At 72.9% G+C, this 16,180-nt stretch carries 15 protein-coding genes; 11 read left to right on the top strand and 4 right to left on the bottom strand.

Annotated elements, in window-relative coordinates; translation table 11 throughout:
* Positions 1–28: 28 nt before the first annotated feature.
* A complete protein-coding gene (locus AB0G50_RS22250; RefSeq protein ID WP_360111691.1) occupies positions 29–808 on the top strand; it encodes a TetR/AcrR family transcriptional regulator in 780 nt (259 codons plus the stop codon).
* Here the strand turns inward: AB0G50_RS22250 and AB0G50_RS22255 are convergent.
* Positions 786–1,955 carry a winged helix DNA-binding domain-containing protein gene (locus AB0G50_RS22255; protein WP_360111693.1) on the bottom strand — a complete coding sequence of 390 codons (1,170 nt, stop codon included), beginning with the start codon at positions 1,953–1,955 and terminating at the stop codon, positions 786–788. The genes AB0G50_RS22250 and AB0G50_RS22255 overlap by 23 nt on opposite strands.
* 70 nt (positions 1,956–2,025) lie before the next feature.
* On the opposite strand from AB0G50_RS22255, the gene AB0G50_RS22260 reads away from it, so the two are divergent.
* The 3 genes from AB0G50_RS22260 to AB0G50_RS22270 are packed head-to-tail and all read left to right on the top strand — an operon-like array spanning position 2,026 to position 6,362.
* Positions 2,026–2,607, top strand: coding sequence for a PadR family transcriptional regulator (locus tag AB0G50_RS22260; protein WP_360111695.1), 582 nt, complete (start codon positions 2,026–2,028; stop codon positions 2,605–2,607).
* 42 nt (positions 2,608–2,649) lie between these two features.
* The gene (locus tag AB0G50_RS22265) at positions 2,650–5,283 is read left to right on the top strand and encodes a DEAD/DEAH box helicase (protein ID WP_360111697.1); all 2,634 of its coding nucleotides are present in this window, start codon (positions 2,650–2,652) and stop codon (positions 5,281–5,283) included.
* Positions 5,280–6,362, top strand: a complete 1,083-nt coding sequence (locus AB0G50_RS22270; protein WP_360111699.1) for an SWIM zinc finger family protein — start codon at positions 5,280–5,282, stop codon at positions 6,360–6,362. The genes AB0G50_RS22265 and AB0G50_RS22270 overlap by 4 nt, the downstream gene beginning before the upstream one ends.
* 51 nt (positions 6,363–6,413) lie before the next feature.
* Here the strand turns inward: AB0G50_RS22270 and AB0G50_RS22275 are convergent, their stop codons facing one another.
* Both AB0G50_RS22275 and AB0G50_RS22280 read right to left on the bottom strand, forming a co-directional pair.
* Positions 6,414–6,623 carry a DUF5703 family protein gene (locus AB0G50_RS22275; protein WP_360111701.1) on the bottom strand — a complete coding sequence of 70 codons (210 nt, stop codon included), beginning with the start codon at positions 6,621–6,623 and terminating at the stop codon, positions 6,414–6,416.
* Complete coding sequence (locus tag AB0G50_RS22280; protein WP_360111703.1) at positions 6,620–7,585, bottom strand: hypothetical protein; 966 nt, start codon at positions 7,583–7,585, stop codon at positions 6,620–6,622. The genes AB0G50_RS22275 and AB0G50_RS22280 overlap by 4 nt, the downstream gene beginning before the upstream one ends.
* A gap of 182 nt (positions 7,586–7,767) precedes the next feature.
* Between AB0G50_RS22280 and AB0G50_RS22285 the strand changes: the two genes are divergently transcribed.
* Together AB0G50_RS22285 and AB0G50_RS22290 are read left to right on the top strand one after the other, a co-directional pair.
* The gene (locus AB0G50_RS22285) at positions 7,768–8,835 is read left to right on the top strand and encodes a hypothetical protein (protein ID WP_360111705.1); all 1,068 of its coding nucleotides are present in this window, start codon (positions 7,768–7,770) and stop codon (positions 8,833–8,835) included.
* A gap of 76 nt (positions 8,836–8,911) precedes the next feature.
* Positions 8,912–9,886: a GNAT family N-acetyltransferase gene (locus AB0G50_RS22290; RefSeq protein WP_360111707.1), complete on the top strand. Its 975-nt coding sequence runs from the start codon at positions 8,912–8,914 to the stop codon at positions 9,884–9,886.
* 69 nt (positions 9,887–9,955) lie between these two features.
* Here AB0G50_RS22290 and AB0G50_RS22295 read toward each other — a convergent pair whose 3' ends face one another.
* Positions 9,956–10,921, bottom strand: a complete 966-nt coding sequence (locus AB0G50_RS22295; RefSeq protein WP_360111709.1) for an aldo/keto reductase — start codon at positions 10,919–10,921, stop codon at positions 9,956–9,958.
* A 99-nt stretch (positions 10,922–11,020) separates the two neighbouring features.
* Here AB0G50_RS22295 and AB0G50_RS22300 point away from each other — a divergent pair, with 99 nt between their 5' ends.
* The 5 genes from AB0G50_RS22300 to AB0G50_RS22320 all read left to right on the top strand — a co-directional run bounded on the left by AB0G50_RS22300 (position 11,021) and on the right by AB0G50_RS22320 (position 16,147).
* Positions 11,021–11,653 carry a hypothetical protein gene (locus AB0G50_RS22300; RefSeq protein WP_360111711.1) on the top strand — a complete coding sequence of 211 codons (633 nt, stop codon included), beginning with the start codon at positions 11,021–11,023 and terminating at the stop codon, positions 11,651–11,653.
* 37 nt (positions 11,654–11,690) lie between these two features.
* Positions 11,691–12,740: an LLM class F420-dependent oxidoreductase gene (locus AB0G50_RS22305; protein WP_360111713.1), complete on the top strand. Its 1,050-nt coding sequence runs from the start codon at positions 11,691–11,693 to the stop codon at positions 12,738–12,740.
* Positions 12,737–13,561, top strand: a complete 825-nt coding sequence (locus AB0G50_RS22310; RefSeq protein WP_360111715.1) for an undecaprenyl-diphosphate phosphatase — start codon at positions 12,737–12,739, stop codon at positions 13,559–13,561. The genes AB0G50_RS22305 and AB0G50_RS22310 overlap by 4 nt, the downstream gene beginning before the upstream one ends.
* Before the next feature lie 9 nt (positions 13,562–13,570).
* Positions 13,571–14,266 (top strand): histidine phosphatase family protein, encoded by a 696-nt coding sequence (locus AB0G50_RS22315; protein WP_360111717.1) that lies wholly within the window; start codon positions 13,571–13,573, stop codon positions 14,264–14,266.
* A 159-nt stretch (positions 14,267–14,425) separates the two neighbouring features.
* Positions 14,426–16,147, top strand: a complete 1,722-nt coding sequence (locus AB0G50_RS22320; RefSeq protein WP_360111719.1) for a DUF262 domain-containing protein — start codon at positions 14,426–14,428, stop codon at positions 16,145–16,147.
* The last annotated feature ends 33 nt before the right edge of the window (positions 16,148–16,180 follow it).

The raw sequence follows: 16,180 nt of genomic DNA on the forward strand, positions 1-16,180 counted from the left end.
GGTACTCGACGCGGTGGGGAGTCGCAAGGTGGTGGTGTACGCCGGACAGGGCGACCCGCGTCGGTCGATGTCGCTGTTGTGGCGCGGCGCGGCGGAGGCGAAGCCGGGGTTGACGCTGGAGTCGATCCTGGACGCGGCGGTGGCGGTGGCCGACGAGGGCGGTATGGCGAGCCTGTCGATGCGCGCGGTGGGTGAGCGGCTCGGTCGCACGGCGATGGCGTTGTACGGGTATGTGCCGGGCAAGGCCGAGCTGGTCGACCTGATGTACGACCGGGTGCTGGCCGAGTTGCCGACGAGCTACGACCTGTCGGTGGGGTGGCGCGCGGCGTTGACGGCGTGGGCGCAGGACAGCCGGGCGTTCCACCTGCGGCACCCGTGGGTGCTGGTGGTGTCGCAGGCGCGGCCGGTGCTGGGTCCGCACGAGTTCGTGGTGCTGGAGACGGTGTTGTCGGTGCTGCGGGAGACGGGTCTGCCGCCGTCGGTGCTGCGCGGCGTGGTCGGCACGGTGGTGCAGTTCGTGCGCGGCGCGGCGGCGGTGATCGCGGACGCGCGCGAGGCGGCGGGCGCGACGGGCGTGGCGGACGACGAGTGGTGGTACGCCCGGAGCGCGCTGATCACCGAGTTGGCGCCGGACTTCGCGCAGCGGTTCCCGTTGACGACGTGGTTCGGCGAGGAGGAGCCGCCGCCGGTGCCGGGGGAGGAGGACGCGCCGTACCTGGAGCGGGACGCGGTGCGCAACTTCCGGGTGGGCCTCGAGGTGCTGCTGGACGGGATCGAGGCGGCGGTCAGCCGGGTCGTTTCCGGCTGACGAGTTCCTTCTCCAGCGGCGCGGGGAAGCGGGAGACGACGCGGGCGTCGCCGATGAGCGCGGCGAGCCGGTCGGCTTCCGCCGCCACGGCGGCCTCGGTCTCGGTGCCCGCGTCGAGCAGCAGCCGCCAGGTGATGGCGCCGTCGGGTCGCTGGGCCCAGCCGCCGATGACCTCGCCGTCGCGCCACACGGTCGGTCCGATGTTGCCGGAGTAGTCGAACAGCCGGGGTTTCCACTCGGGGCGCAGGTAGAAGTCGCGGCCCTGCCAGCCCATGGGCGCGGGGTCGAGCGCGGGCAGCAGGGCGATCCAGGGCGTGGCCTCGACGGTGTCGGTGTCGCCGGGCAGCACCCAGCCGGTGCCGGTGGAGAGGGTGACCTGTTCGGCGTGGACGGCGGCGAGGGCTTTGCGGATCGCGCCGAGGGTGAGGCCGGTCCACCACTTGAGGTCGGCCTCGGTGCCGGGTCCGTAGGTGGTGAGCCAGGCGCGCACGAGGTCGGCCTGCGCGGTCGGCACGTCGAGCGCGGTCGGCGGGGTGGCGGGCGCCCAGCGGAATTGGCTGCTGACCCAGGAGCCGCGCGGGCGGGCGCGGCGCAGGCGGCCCTCGGCGGCGAGCACCCGGATGATCCGGCCGGAGACGTTCTGCCGGGTTTCGTAGGGCTTGCCGGGCGCGATCACGACCTGTTCCAGCAGCGCGGGCACGGCCTTGCCCAGGTCGGCGGCGGTGATCTCGCCGTGCGCGGCGACGGCGTCGAGGGTGGCCTGCTCGACCTCGGCCAGCCGGGCGGCGTCCCAGCCGACGCCGTCGGCGAGGTGCTTGACCAGTCCGGCGCGTTCCTTGGCGGCCACGGCGAGCGCGGCGGCGGCGTGCACGGTGGGCGCGGAGGTGGTGGTGACGGCGAACATGGTGCGGCGCATGGCGAGCAGCCGGGTGAGGGTGCGCCGGTCGTAGAGCGCGTCCTCGACGTCGGCGGCGGAGGGTTCGCGCAGCCGGGCGAACGCGGACAGGTAGACGGTGGCCGGGTCGCTGGCGTGCAGGCCGACGAGGGCGTCGGCGACCTGTTCGACGGTCGTGCCCAGGCGGGGGAGCAGGTGGCGGGCTCCGAGGCGGGCGCGGCGCTGGTCGTCGGTGATCACGGCGGGGGTCACCGGCACATCCTCACACCCGCGGGCGCTCTACCCTGCTCGGGACAGCGGAACTCGGCGGGACGGGCGGGGAATGTCGGCGACCAGGTTGCTGGTGCTGGGCGTGGTGCGGGGGTACGGGCGCGCGCACGGCTACCTGATCGGCAACGACCTGATGTCCTGGGGCGCGGGGGAGTGGGCCAACGTCAAGTGGGGCTCGATCTACCACGCGCTCAAGCAGTTGACCAAGGACGGCTGCCTGTCCGACGAGACGGTGCCGCCGGGTCGCACGGACTACGTGGTGACGCCGGCGGGTGAGGCGGAGTTCGGCCGGCTGCTGCGGGACGCGTTGCGCAAGCCGGAGACGCGGCCGGACCAGTTGGGCGCGAGCCTGGCGCTGCTGCCCGCGTTGACCAGGGCGGAGGCGGTGGCGCTGTGCGCGGAGCGGTTGGCGGCGCTGGAGGCGCGCCGGGACGCGGCGCGCGAGCAGGGCGCGGGGTGGGCCGATCCGCCGCACGTGGCGGAGTTGTTCGGGTTGTGGGAGCACAGCGCGGCGGCGGGCGCGGAGTGGACGCGGGGGTTGTTGCGGCGCTTGGAGTCGGGCGCGTACCCGATGGCGGGTGAGCCGGGTTCGCCGGGCGCGCCCGGCAGTTGGGCTATACTCAAACTTGAGTAGCAAGGGGGAGCGCTGAACACAGGTCTCGCGCGGTACCCGGCGGTGTTCGAGGCCGCGGATCCGCCACGCACGTCCACCCTGGCCTTCTACGGCGACGACCTGCCCGGCGACGACCGGATCACGGTCGTCGGCCCGGACGGCGCGCGGCGCGAGGTCGACGCCGTGCGGGTCCCGGTCGGTGACGCCGTTCCGCTGCTGAGCAAAGCCCGGCGCGATCCCGGAGCGCACCCGGCGACCGCCTTCTGGGGCGCGTCCGTGGTCGTCGCGCTGCAACTGGTGGCCCGGGGCCGGGTGCGCCCGGCGGTCACCGACGGCGATCTCGACGCCTGGCTGGTCGGTCCGCTCGACACCGCCGACCACGCCCGGATCCGGGACCTGGCGGAGGCGATGCCCGCGCACGCCCGCGCCGTGCCGCTGCCCGACCGGTCGCCCGCCGCGCTCGCCGACGCCGAACCGCTGGTCCGCGCGTTCCTGGACGCGGTGGCCGACACGATGCCGCGCGGCGCGGCGGCGGTGCACGCGGCCGGTGCGCCCGCGTTCGCCTCGCCCGAGCCGCAGCACGTACCGCACCTGCGGGGCTGGGCCGAGCAGGGCGTCCGGATCTCGCTGCGGGTCGAGGGGCTGGAGGAGTTCCGCGCGGTGGTGCAGGTGCACGACCTCGCCGACCCGAGCCTGGTCGTGGACGCCGCGCGGCTGTGGGCGGGCGCGTCCCGCCGCACCCGGTCGGAGGCCACGGTGGCGATCCGCCGGGCCGCCCGCGCGTGGCCGCCGCTGGAACGGCTGCTCGACCTGCCGGTGCCCGACGAGGTGCCGCTGCTCGACTCGGACGTCGAGGACCTGCTGCGGGACGGCGCGGTCCGGCTGGCCGCGGCGGGCGTCGACGTGCACTGGCCGCGGGATCTGGTGCGCGACCTGACCGCCACCGTGGTGCTGGACGCCGACCGGCTGGACCGGCCCTCGTTCTTCGGTCCGGACCAGGTGGCGACGGTGGACTGGCGGCTCGCCCTGGGCGACGACCCGCTCACCCCCGAGGAGCTCGACCGGCTCGCCGAGGCGCACCGGCCCGTGGTGCGGCTGCGCGACCGGTGGACCCTGGTCGACCCGGAGCTGGCCCGGCGCGCCCGGGAACGCAGGCTCAAGCCGGTGAGCGCGATCGACGCCCTCGGCGCGGCCCTCACCGGGTCCACCGAGATCGACGGCGAGCAGGTCCGGGTGACCGCGACCGGCTGGTTGGACGAGGTGCGCGCGAAGATCGCGGACCTGTCCGGCGACCCGATCGGCCCGCCGCCCGCGCTCGCCGCGACGCTGCGCGACTACCAGCTGCACGGGCTGCGCTGGCTGCACCGGATGACCTCGCTGGGGCTGGGCGCGTGCCTGGCCGACGACATGGGCCTGGGCAAGACGATCACGCTCATCGCCCTGCACCTGCACCGCGGCTGCGGGCCGACGCTGGTGGTGTGCCCGGCGTCGTTGCTGGGCAACTGGCAGCGCGAGATCGAGCGGTTCGCGCCCGGCACGCCCGTGCGCCGCTTCCACGGTCCCGGCCGCACCCTGGCCGACGAGGGGTTCGTGCTCACCACCTACGGCACGATGCGCCTGGACGCCGAGCGGCTGGCCGAGGTCGAGTGGGACCTGGTCGTCGCCGACGAGGCGCAGCACGTGAAGAACCCGGCGTCGGACACGGCCAGGGCGCTGCGCCGGGTGCCCGCCCGGTCCCGGGTCGCGCTGACCGGCACGCCGGTGGAGAACACGCTGTCCGAGCTGTGGGCGATCCTGGACTGGACCACGCCCGGCCTGCTGGGCACGCTGCCCGCGTTCCGGGCGCGCTGGGCCAAACCCGTCGAGGTCGACCGCGACCGAGCCGTCGCCGCCCGGTTCGCCGCGCTGGTCGGGCCGTTCCTGCTGCGCCGGCGCAAGTCCGACCCCGGCATCGCGCCGGAGCTGCCCGCCAAGACCGAGACCGACCGGCCGGTGGCGCTGACCCGCGAGCAGGCCGCGTTGTACGAGGCCGTGGTGCGCGAGCTGATGGCCGAGATCGGCGACTCGACCGGCATGGCCCGGCGCGGCCGGGTGGTCAAGCTGCTCACCGCGCTCAAGCAGGTGTGCAACCACCCCGCCCAGTACCTCAAGGAGTCCGCGCCCCGGCTGCCCGGCCGGTCGGGCAAGCTCGAGCTGCTCGACGAGCTGGTGGACACGATCGTCGCCGAGGACGGCGCGGTGCTGGTGTTCACCCAGTACGTGGCCATGGCCCGGCTGCTCGCCCGGCACCTCTCCGACCGCGGCGTGGGCAACCGGCTGCTGCACGGTGGCACGCCCGTCGCCGAGCGCGAGGAGCTGGTGCGCCGGTTCCAGGACGGGGAGGTCCCGGTGTTCCTGCTCTCGCTCAAGGCGGCCGGCACCGGTCTGAACCTCACCCGCGCGGACCACGTCGTGCACTACGACCGCTGGTGGAACCCGGCGGTGGAGGACCAGGCCACCGACCGCGCCTACCGCATCGGCCAGACCCGGCCGGTGCAGGTGCACCGGATCATCGCCGAGGGCACCATCGAGGACCGCATCGCGGAGATGCTGCGGTCCAAGCGCTCCCTGGCCGACTCGGTGCTGGCCCGCGGCGAGGCGGCGTTCACCGAGTTGACCGACGCCGAGCTGGCCGACCTCGTGGAGCTGCGGTCGTGAGCGAGCGGGTGCGCGGGTTCCCCGCGTTCGGCAAGGGCGCCCGCCACGCCCGGAGCTGGTGGGGCCGGGCGTGGTTGCAGGCGCTGGAGGACACCTCGTTGGACCAGCGCGTCGTGCGGCAGGGCCGCCGGTACGCCAACGCGGGTCTGGTCGGCACCATCACGGTCAGCCCGGGTCTGCTGTCCGCCACCGTCCACGACACCGACGACAACCACCGCACCACCGTGCGGCTGACCCCGTTGACCGACGACGAGTGGCGGCGGTTCCTGGGCCAGATCGCGGCCAAGACCGGTCACCTCGCCGCGCTGCTGGACCGGGAGGTGCCGCGCGAACTGGTCGACGCGGCCGCCGACGCGGGCGTGCCGCTGCTGCCCGGCATCGGCGACCTCGACCCCGAGTGCACCTGCCCGGGGTGGGAGCTGCCGTGCCGGCACGCGGCGGCGCTGTGCCACCAGGTGGCGTGGCTGCTCGACGTGGACCCGTGGGTGCTGCTGCTCCTGCGCGGCCGGGAGCAGGCCGAGGTCGTCGCGGGCGCCCGTCCCGACGGCGGCGAGTCGGCGGTGGAGGCGTTCGCGCGCGAGGTGCCCGTGCTGCCGCCCGACCCGCCGGTGGTCGACCCCGGTCCGCTCCCCGAGTTCGAGCCCGCGCCGGGGTTGGACGTGGCGGCGCTGGGTCTGCTGGTCGGGTACGCGGCGGCCCGGGCCCGCGCGGTGCTGGCGACGGGCGAGTGGCCTGCCCTGGACGAACGGCGCGACCGGGTGCGCGCCGCCGCCACCCACCCCGGGCTCGCGACCCGGCTGGACGTCGACGCGCGCGAGGTGCTGGCGTGGCGGCAGGGCGGCGCGCCGGGGTTGGCGGCACTGGAGGAGTCGTGGAACCCGGGTCGGGCCGCGCACGCCGCGTGGCGCTCGGGCGGGCTCCCCGACGCCGAGGTGTGGCGCAACCGGTGGACCGTGCGCGACCGGCAGCTGCGGTTCGCCACCGACGGCCGCTGGTACGGCTACCGCCGCGAGAACGGCTCCTGGTGGCCCGCCGGCACCCCGGACCGCGACCCGGCCGCAGTGCTCGGCGAGCTGTAGAGCTGCGCGGATCCGCCTACCACCACACCTGTGGTACCACAGGTGTGGTGGTCAGGTGATCAGGTCGGGCAGGCGCGCGGACTTCTTGCGGCGCAGCCACACCTTGCGCGAGCCGTCGCCGAACAGCAGGGTGCGGGCCAGCTCCCAGCCGGAGAACTCCGCGTGGATGGCCAGCTGCGTCATCGCCTGGCGCCGGGACACCCCGGCCGGCAGCCGCAGCGACCGGTAATCCCAATCCCCGTCGACCACCCCGTCGGTCATGACGTGATCACCTGCACTCCCTCGCCACTGCCGGAGCCCACGTACACGCGGCCCTGCGCGTCCGCGGCCACCGAGTTCGGCTGCCGCACCGTCGGCACCCGTCGCTTCTCCACCGGCTCGCCGCCCGACACGTCGTACGCCACGACCTCGTTGCGCTCCGTGAGCGTCGTCCACAGCAGGTCCCGGCCGGCGTCGTAGGCCAGCCCGTACGGCGCGCCCGGCAGCGGGTAGCGCAACCTCATGATCAGCGGTTTCGCCGAGAACGCCAGCAGTTCGCCGCCCCGGGTGTCCACCACCCAGACCCGGTCGAACCGGTCCACCACCGCGTTGGTCGCGCCCTCGCCCGCGCGCAGCCCCGCGCCGGGGCCCTCGCCGTCGGGGTCCAGGTCGAACACCGCGCTGCGCGGCCGGTCCAGCACGACCGCCGCCCGTCCCACCGCGAGCACCCGGTCCGGCGAGGAGATGCCGCCGATCTCGCGGTCGCCGGAGCGGACCTGCCTGGCGTCCCGCTGGGCGACCAGCGTCTTCCCGTTCACCGTCGCGAGGTCGACGGGGCCGCCGTCCACCGCCCGTGAGCTGCTCGAACCGTCGGTTTTGACGGTGACGACGACTCCGGCGGACGGCACCGCCGCTTCCACCGCGTCGTCCACCGCCACCAACCGCGCGACCCGGCCCGGCAACGGGACACTTTTGGGCGCACCCATCTCCGCGAGGGCGTAGAGGGCCACCGAGGGCGGGTCGGCCAGGGCCACGGCGAGCCGGTCGCCGACCACCGCGACGTCGTCCACGGCGCCCGACGGCACCACGGATCCGGTCGGCGCGGTGGACGGCGCGGGCGAGGACGCGGGCGTCGCGGGTTCGAGGGTCGCGGCCAGCTGGAGCGGGTCGGACGGGTTCTCCTCGGTGGAGCAGCCGGAGACCAGGACGACTCCGGTGAGCAACACCGCCGCCAATCGGCGCAACGTGGGACCTCCAGGTAACCCGTTCGCGAAACGTACCCCCAGCATCCATCACGAATCACCCATCGTCACGCAGGGGGGCGGGTGTTGTCGTTGGTCCCAGCAGGTGATAACCGGGGTGCACCGCCGATCGGCGGTCCCGGTGCGACGACGATGCCTGGTGGACCGGAGGGGGAGGGGCCGCCATGACCGTCGAGGACCTGCGCAGCAGGCACGTCGAACTGCTGCGCGACCGGCGGGTGGTCGACGCCCTCACGCCGTCGACGCACCCGAACACCACGCGCTACCACACGTGGACGCAGGTCGCGGCCGAGTCGAGGGAGGCCCGCCTGGCCCGCCTCGCCGAGGTCCGCGCCCGACCGGCGCCGTACCGGCACGGTCACCTGCACGACCTGCAACGGACGCTGGACGCGTTGCAACCCGAGGTGCTGCACCTGGCCCGCAGCGCCGGGTGGACCACCGGCACGCCGACGCTGGCCGCGGTGTTCCCGACCGGCGCGCTGGACGGCATCTGCGTGCCGGTGCCGGGGCGCGGGGTGCTGGTGCTGGTCAACAGCGGGTTCCTGGACCTGCTCGCCGGTGTGCTGAAGATCATGACGTGCGCCCTGCCGAACTACGGCACGCCGCCGCTGCTGTCCTCGGAGCAGGCGTCGTACGCGCTGGCCGAGGCGTTCAACGCCTACCTCTACGGCAACGGCGCGGTGGAGCCGAGGGTGCTGCCCGAGCTGTCCGGGCAGCGGTCGGCGCTGGTGGGGCTGATGGTGCGGCGGGCGACGCAGTTCGTGGTGGCGCACGAGATGGGTCACGTGATGGCCGGGCACCTGGTGCACTCGCGGCGGTGGACGGACCCGACGACGCCGGTCGGCGCGCTCGACGCGCAGTCGGTGGGGTGGCCGCGCGAGCACGAGGCGGACCGGATCGCGGCGACGATCATGCTGCACTCGCTGGACGACCTGGGGCCGCGCCAGCTGGACGTGCACGAGCCGTGCCTGGTCGGCGCGTTGCTGCTGGTGCTGTTCCTGCACGAGGTGACCGACCGGCTCGCCGAGGAGCTGGGCCTGGCCGTGCCCTTCGCCGGCAGCCACCCGCCGCCGGTCCGCCGCATCCAGGCCCTGGTCGAGCACCTGACCGTCCGCGTCCGCACCCCGCGCGCCCTGGACCTCGCGGCCGACGTCGCCACCTGGCTGGAGGACCAGCTCACGCACGTCCGCGACTGGTTCGACCAGGTCGACGCCCTGATGGCCGGATCGTAGCCCTGTCCGATCGTTCAACAATCCGACCGCGGAATTCGGGCGACAGCCCCTGCCGCCTGGCCCTAGCGTCCGCGCCATGCCCGAGCACACCGCCGCACTCGCCTGGCGACCGCTGACCGTCGAGGACGCGAAGGCCTCGGCCGACCTCCTCAACGCCATCGAGACCGCGGACCGGATCGGTGAGAACTACACCGAGGAGGACACCCGCCAGGAGCTGGTCGACCCGTACGCGGACCTGGAGCGCGCGAGCCTGGCCGCGTTCGACGGCGAGGTGATGGTGGGCTACATGAAGATCCGCCACAAGCCGACCGCGACGGAGGTCCACCGGGTCGTCCTGGACGGCGGCGTCCACCCCGACCACCGCGGCCGGGGCGTCGGCGCCGCGCTCGTGGACGCCGGCGTGGCGGCGGCAAAGGTCGTGCACGCGCTGCACCACCCGACCCTGAGGCTCGTGGTCGACGTGCACAAGGCCGAGCACATCGCCGGCGTGGCCGACCTCCTGCGCTCCCGGGGCTTCACGCCGGTCCGCCACTTCGGGTTCCTCCACCACCCGCTCGGCGCCGCGACCCCCACCGCGCCGATCCCCGACGGGCTGCGGGTCGAGCCGTGGTCGGAGGGCGCCGACGAGGACTTCCGGTCGGTCCGGAACGCGGCGTACCGGGACTACTGGGACGCGACGCCGCTGCCCGCGGACGCCTGGCGGAACAAGATCGTCAACCAGACGTTCCGCCCCGACGCCTGCTTCCTGCTCCGGGTCGCCGCGAGCGGGACGCCGGTGGGCGTGCTGGTCACCCAGACCTGGGAGGCCGACACGGCCACCACCGGCGTCCGCGACGCGCGGTTCATGATCGTCGGCACCCACCCGGACCACCGCGGCCGCGGCGTCGCCCGGGCCCTGGTCGACCACGCCCTCCGGGCCGTCGCGGCCCAGGGCTACCACCGCGCGAGCGCGAGCGTGGACTCGGCGAGCCCCCTCGGCGCCGCGGGTCTGTTCGAGAAGGCCGGCTTCACGCCCACGATGCGCCACGTCCGCTGGGCCCTCGAAGTCTGACCCGCCCGACGTCCGCTCGTCGGATCGTCCGCTCAGGGGCTCGTCGGACGATCCGGCAAGGGGACCGGGCTAGGGGATCGGGCGTTCCGGGTAGCCGAAGTCGAGGGCGCTGACGTCGTCCAGCGCCGCGCGGATGGCCGGGGGGAGGGTCAGCGACTCGGCGGCCAGCGAGCCGGCCAGCTGGGTGGTGTCCCGCGCGCCGACCACCGGGGCGACGACGCCCGGGCGGTCCCGGATCCAGGCCAGGGCGACGCTCAGCGGCGACGTGCCGAGGCCGTCGGCGGCGGTGGCCACGGCCTGCACGATGCGGCTCGCGCGTTCCGTGCGGTGCTGCTCCACGTAGCCCGCGAAGTGCGCCGACGCGCCGCGCGAGTCCGGCGGGGTGCCGTTGCGGTACTTGCCGGTCAGCACGCCCCGACCCAGCGGCGCCCACGGCAGCAGCCCGACGCCGTGGTGGGCCGCGGCCGGCGCGACCTCCCGCTCCACCCCGCGCTCCAGCAGCGAGTACTCCACCTGCGTCGACACGATCGGGGTGTGCCCGGGCAGCGCGGCCGCCGTGCCCAGCTGCCACCCCGAGTAGTTGGACACGCCCGCGTACCGGACCTTGCCCGCCGCCACCGCGAGGTCCAGCGCGGACAGCGTCTCCTCCAGCGGCACGCCGGGGTCCCACGCGTGCAGCTGCCACAGGTCCACGTGGTCCACGCCCAGCCGCCGCAGCGACCCGTCCAGCGCGTGCAGCAACGCGCCCCGCGACGCGCCGCCGCCGAACGGCCCGTCGTTGCGCCGGGCCACCGCCTTGGTCGCGATCACCAGCGCGTCCCGCGGCACGACCTCGCCGAGCAGCCCGCCCAGGATGCGCTCGCTCTCGCCCTCCACGTACACGTCCGCGGTGTCGACCAGCGTCCCGCCGGCCTCGGTGAACGCGGAGAGCTGGGCGGCGGCCTCGTCCGCCTCGGTGTCCCGGCCCCAGGTCATGGTGCCCAGGGCCAGCCGCGACACGCGCAGTCCGCTCCGGCCGAGGTATCGCTGTTCCACGCGGCGAAGCCTAAGGGGTGCCCGGCGCTCCGGCGGCGCGAGTGGCACCAAGACGCACCCTTAAGATGCGCCGGCACCGAACGCTCCAGAGGGGGATTTGTGAGAAGAGTCGTCGTCGCGGTCTGCGCCGTCGTCACCACCGCCGCCGGCTGCACGGCACAGGCCCAGCCACCCGCCGACCCCGTGAAGGACCCGGCGACCGTGGTCCGCGACCTCGTCCTGCGCGACCAGGACACCTCCGCGAAGGGGTTGACCAAGGTCGGCGACCCGGTCGTCGGCACGCAGAAGCTGGTCGAGTGCCCGGAACTGCCGTCGGCGGACAAGGCGGTGGCGGGCGTCACCGCGAAGTGGACCTGGAGCCACGCCGCGGAGAAGGCCGAGATCACCGAGTACGCCGTGGTCTACCGGGACGTGCCGGGTCGCGACGTGGTCCGCGAGGCGCGCGCCGCCTCGACGTGCCACCGCGGCATCGGCGAGGTGGAGAGCCCGCTTCAGCTGGACGAGTACTTCTACAGCCAGGACAGCCTGGGCACCACGAAGCCGTTCGTGGACGACCGGTTCGGCTACTGCCTGTGGAACAACCCGCGGCACCGACGGGTGTGCACCGCCCTGCAAGCCAAGGGGGACAAGGTGGTCCGGGTGACCGTCGACGTGACCGGCGAGCGGACCGACCTGGAGTCGATCGGGTCCGCGACCTTCGCGCAACTGGTCACCGACCGCCTGGTCGGGTGACTGGTCAACGGGGTTACCCGTCGGTAAGGTCCGGCGGGTGCGACTGGGACTGAACCTCGGGTACTGGGGTGCCGGCAACGACGCGGCGAACCTCGAACTGGCCAGGGAAGCGGATCGGCTGGGCTTCTCCGTCGTGTGGGCCGCCGAGGCCTACGGGTCGGACGCGCCGACGGTGCTGTCCTGGGTGGCCGCGCAGACCACCCGGATCGACGTGGGCAGCGCCATCCTCCAGATCCCGGCGCGGACACCGGCGATGACCGCGATGACCGCCGCGACCCTGGACTCGCTGTCCGGCGGCCGGTTCCGGCTCGGTCTCGGCGTGTCCGGGCCCCAGGTCTCCGAGGGGTGGCACGGGGTGCGGTTCGACAAGCCGCTGGGCCGCACCCGCGAGTACGTCGACATCGTGCGCTCGGCGCTGCGCCGGGACCGGTTGCGCTACGCCGGCGAGCACTACGTGCTGCCGCTGCCCGACGGTCCCGGCAAGGCGCTGACCCTCACCGTCCACCCGGTGCGCGCGGAGATCCCCGTCTACCTGGCCTCGGTCGGTCCGCGCAACGTGGAGCTGACCGGCGAGATCGCGGACGGCTGGCTCGGCGTCTTCCACTCGCCCGAGCACTCGGGCGAGTCCTTGGCACAGCTGGCGAAGGGCCGCGCCAAGGTCGGGAAAACCCTCGACGGGTTCGACGTGGTGCCGACCGTGCCGCTGTCCGTCGGCGACGACTGGCGCGCCTGCGCGGACGCCGTGCGCCCCTACGCCGCCCTGTACGTGGGCGGGATGGGCAGCCGGGAGAAGAACTTCTACAACGACCTCGCGGTCCGGATGGGCTTCGCCGAGGAGGCCGCGCTGGTCCAGGACCGCTACCTCGCGCGGGACCACGCGGGCGCGATCGTGGCCGTGCCGACCGACTTCGTCGACGCGACGTCGCTGCTCGGACCCCGTGAGCGGCTGGCCGAGAAGATGGTGGCCTACGCCGAATCGGGGGTCACCACACTCACACTCCTGCCCATGCTGCAAGATCTCGCGCACGGGGTCGCCGCGCTGCGCACGGCGACCGAAGCACTTGAGCTGTCAGGAGTGGGTAGTTGAGCTGGTTGCAGGCCCTGGTTCTCGGACTCGTCCAAGGCCTTACGGAATTCCTGCCCATTTCCTCGTCGGCGCACGTCAGGATCGTGTCGACACTGTTCTTCGGCAACGACGCGGGCGCGTCGTTCACCGCGGTGATCCAGCTCGGCACGGAGGTCGCCGTGCTGATCTACTTCGCGAAGGACATCGGGAACTTCATCGGAGCCTGGTTCAAGGGGCTGTTCTCCGCGGCGGCCCGCAGGACCGAGGACTACCGGATGGCCTGGTACGTGATCATCGGGTCGATCCCGATCAGCGTGCTCGGCTACGTCTTCAAGGACCAGATCCGGTCCAACCTGCGCAACCTGTGGATCACCGCGACCGTGCTGGTCGTGTTCGGCATCCTGCTCGGTCTCGCCGACCACGTCGCGAAGCACCTGCGCACCCGGCTCGAGCTCAAGGACGCGGTCGGCATGGGCCTGGCCCAGGCGATGGCGCTGATCCCGGGCGTGTCCCGGTCCGGCGGCACGCTCACCGCGGGTCTGTTCCTCGGCCTCGACCGGGCCGCCGCCGCGCGGTACTCGTTCCTGCTGGCGCTGCCCGCCGTGTTCGGCGCGGGCCTGTTCAGCATCCCGGACGTGCTCGACCGGTCCGAGCCCAACGCCGCGTCGGTGCCGCAGATGATCGTCGCCACGGTCGTGGCGTTCGCGGTCGGCTATGCCACGATCGCGTGGTTGCTGCGCTACGTCTCCAAGCACAGCTACTCGGCTTTCGTGTGGTACCGGATCTCCGTCGGCATCGTGCTGATGGGTCTGCTGTCGATGAACCTCATCAGCGCGACCTAAAGTGGTCACGTGGCTACCGTGATCTTGCTGCGACACGCCCGGTCCACCGCGAACGGGTCGGGCGTCCTCGCGGGTCGTCAGCCGGGTGTGAACCTGGCCGACAAGGGTGAGGAACAGGCGCGCCGGCTGGTCGGGAGGCTGGCGGGGGTGCCCGTCGACGCCGTCGTGACCTCGCCGCTGGACCGCTGCCGGCAAACCCTGGCGCCGCTGCTGGCCGACCGGGGGCTGGAGCCGGTGGTCGAGCCGGACCTGGCCGAGGTCGAGTACGGCGACTGGACCGGCCGGGCGCTCAAGGAACTGCTGGACGAGCCGCTGTGGCAGGTGGTGCAGCAGCACCCGTCGGCCGCGGTGTTCCCCGGCGGCGAGGGGTTGGCGACCGTGCAGTCCCGGGCGGTGGCGGCGGTGCGGGCGCACGACGCGCGGATCACCGCGGAGTTCGGGCCGCGCGCGGTGTGGGTGGCGTGCAGCCACGGCGACGTGATCAAGGCGCTGCTGGCCGACGCGCTGGGCGTGCACCTGGACGGGTTCCAGCGGATCGTGGTCGACCCGGCGTCGGTCTCGGTCGTGCAGTACACGAAGACCAGGCCGTTCGTGCTGCGGGTCAACGACAACGGCGGCGACCTGTCCGGCGTGGTGCCGCCGCCCGAGCACAAGGACGAGGAACCCTCGTCCGAGGCCGTCGTCGGCGGCACCACCGGCGCGTAGCGCGTGCCGGTGGTGCCGCCCACTGGTCCACCTGGGTGAACTTCGGTTACTCCTTCCGCCGATCGCCACTGTCCGGACTCGATTCCGATACCGTTCTCCCATCCATACAGTTCTCGTCTCCGCATTTCGTGAATCGGTGACATGTGTATCGGGAGAGAAATGACCGACGGGCTTGACACGCAGCCGAGTGCGGCGACCTACGACCTGGAAGACCTCATCGCCGAGGCATGGAATGGCACTATCCGGGTACCCCACTTCCAACGCGATTTCCGGTGGGGGCCGCAGGATGTCGTCAGGTTATTCGACAGCATCGCTCGCGGCTATCCCGTGGGCAGTCTCCTGATGTGGATCCGCAAATCGCCGGCGGCCACTGTGAAGCTCGGTAGCCTGCGGATCGAGGCCAAGGCCTCGGACAGCGCGTTGTGGGTGGTGGACGGGCAGCAGAGGATCACCAGTCTGGCCAACGCGCTGCACCCCGAAGGCAATTCGCACTCGCCTTTCAGCGTGGGCTACGACTTGCTCGACCGGCAGTTCGTCATCACCCCGACGGTCCAGGAACCCCAGTTCGTGCCGTTGCCGGTGTTGTTCGACCTCGAAAAGCTGCTCGATTGGTTCGCGGGCGCCGGTCAGCAGGTCTCGGAGCACTTCCCCGAGGCACGACGGGTTGCCAAACTCCTCCGCCAGTTCAAGGTGCCGGCCTACTTGGTCCGGCAGGAGAACGAGGGGATCCTCACCGACATCTTCGACCGGATGAACAGCCACGGGAAGCGGTTGAGCCGGGCGGAGATCTTCTCGGCGCTGTTCGCGGGCCCTGAGGCCGGCGCGGATGAGCGGCTCACCATCGGGAGCATCGCCGAGCGCATCGCGGCTCGCACCGGATTCGGACTCATCGACGACGACACGGTATTGGGTGCAATTCTCGCCCGTCGAGGACCGGACCCCAGCAGGGAAATTCGCACCGAGTTCGACGAAAGTCGGCGCAGGACCGCCTCGGAGTTCCCCGGAGAGGATCGGGACACCGCCTATGAAAAGGGTGAGGAGTCGATTATCCGTGCGGTGTCCTTCCTTCAGGAAGGCGCCGGGGTACCGCACCTCTCATTGCTGTCCTACCGGTCGCTGCTGGTTGCGCTGACCCGCTTCTTCGCGCACTACCCGGAGCCTGAGCAACGATCCCTCCAGCAGCTGCGTCGGGTCTACTGGCGAGTGGCGGCCTCCGGACCCGCCGTGTTCAAGGGGAGCTTCACCCAGATCAGCCGGGTCCTCTCCGCGAGGATCCACCCCGGCGACGAGAGCAGGTCGGTGCAGGCCCTGGTCGAGACGATGGACCAGGCGCAACCTGCGATGCCGAACCCGGAGAGGTTCAAGTCGAACGAGGCGGGAGCAAAACTCATCCTCTGCGCCTGGTGGGCGCTGCGGCCGCGCTCACCGTTCACCGGTGAGCAGTACGGGAAAGAGGACTTGGCGGACGTGCTCTCCGACCAGATCACCGCCGCTCCGGCGGTACGTCGGATCTTCCCGCGAGGACTGGGTCCGAAGTACCAGTTCCTCACCGCCAACCGGCTGTTCGTCCCGACCGAAGCCGACCCGGTCGACGAGATCGCCGGGTTGCTGACCCGTCAACCTCCGGGCCTGGACGACTCGACGTGGGACGCCGTCCTGCATTCCTACTGCCTGGACCGCCACGCCGCCCGGCTGCTCGCGGTCGGCAACCGGAATGCCTTCCTCGAGGCGCGGCAGAAGATCATCACCGCCCAACTGGCGGATTTTCTCACCCGGATGGCCGAGTGGAAGTACGGCGACCTCTCGTCGATGCGGTCGCAGAACCTGAGCGATATCGATGACGTGGGCGAACTGGACTACTGGTCCGAGGACAACACCTGACGGCTCGGCGGACTCCGCCGATGTGGCCCCCGA

It is taken from the genome of Actinosynnema sp. NPDC020468 (assembly GCF_040642015.1).
Lineage (GTDB): Bacteria > Actinomycetota > Actinomycetes > Mycobacteriales > Pseudonocardiaceae > Actinosynnema.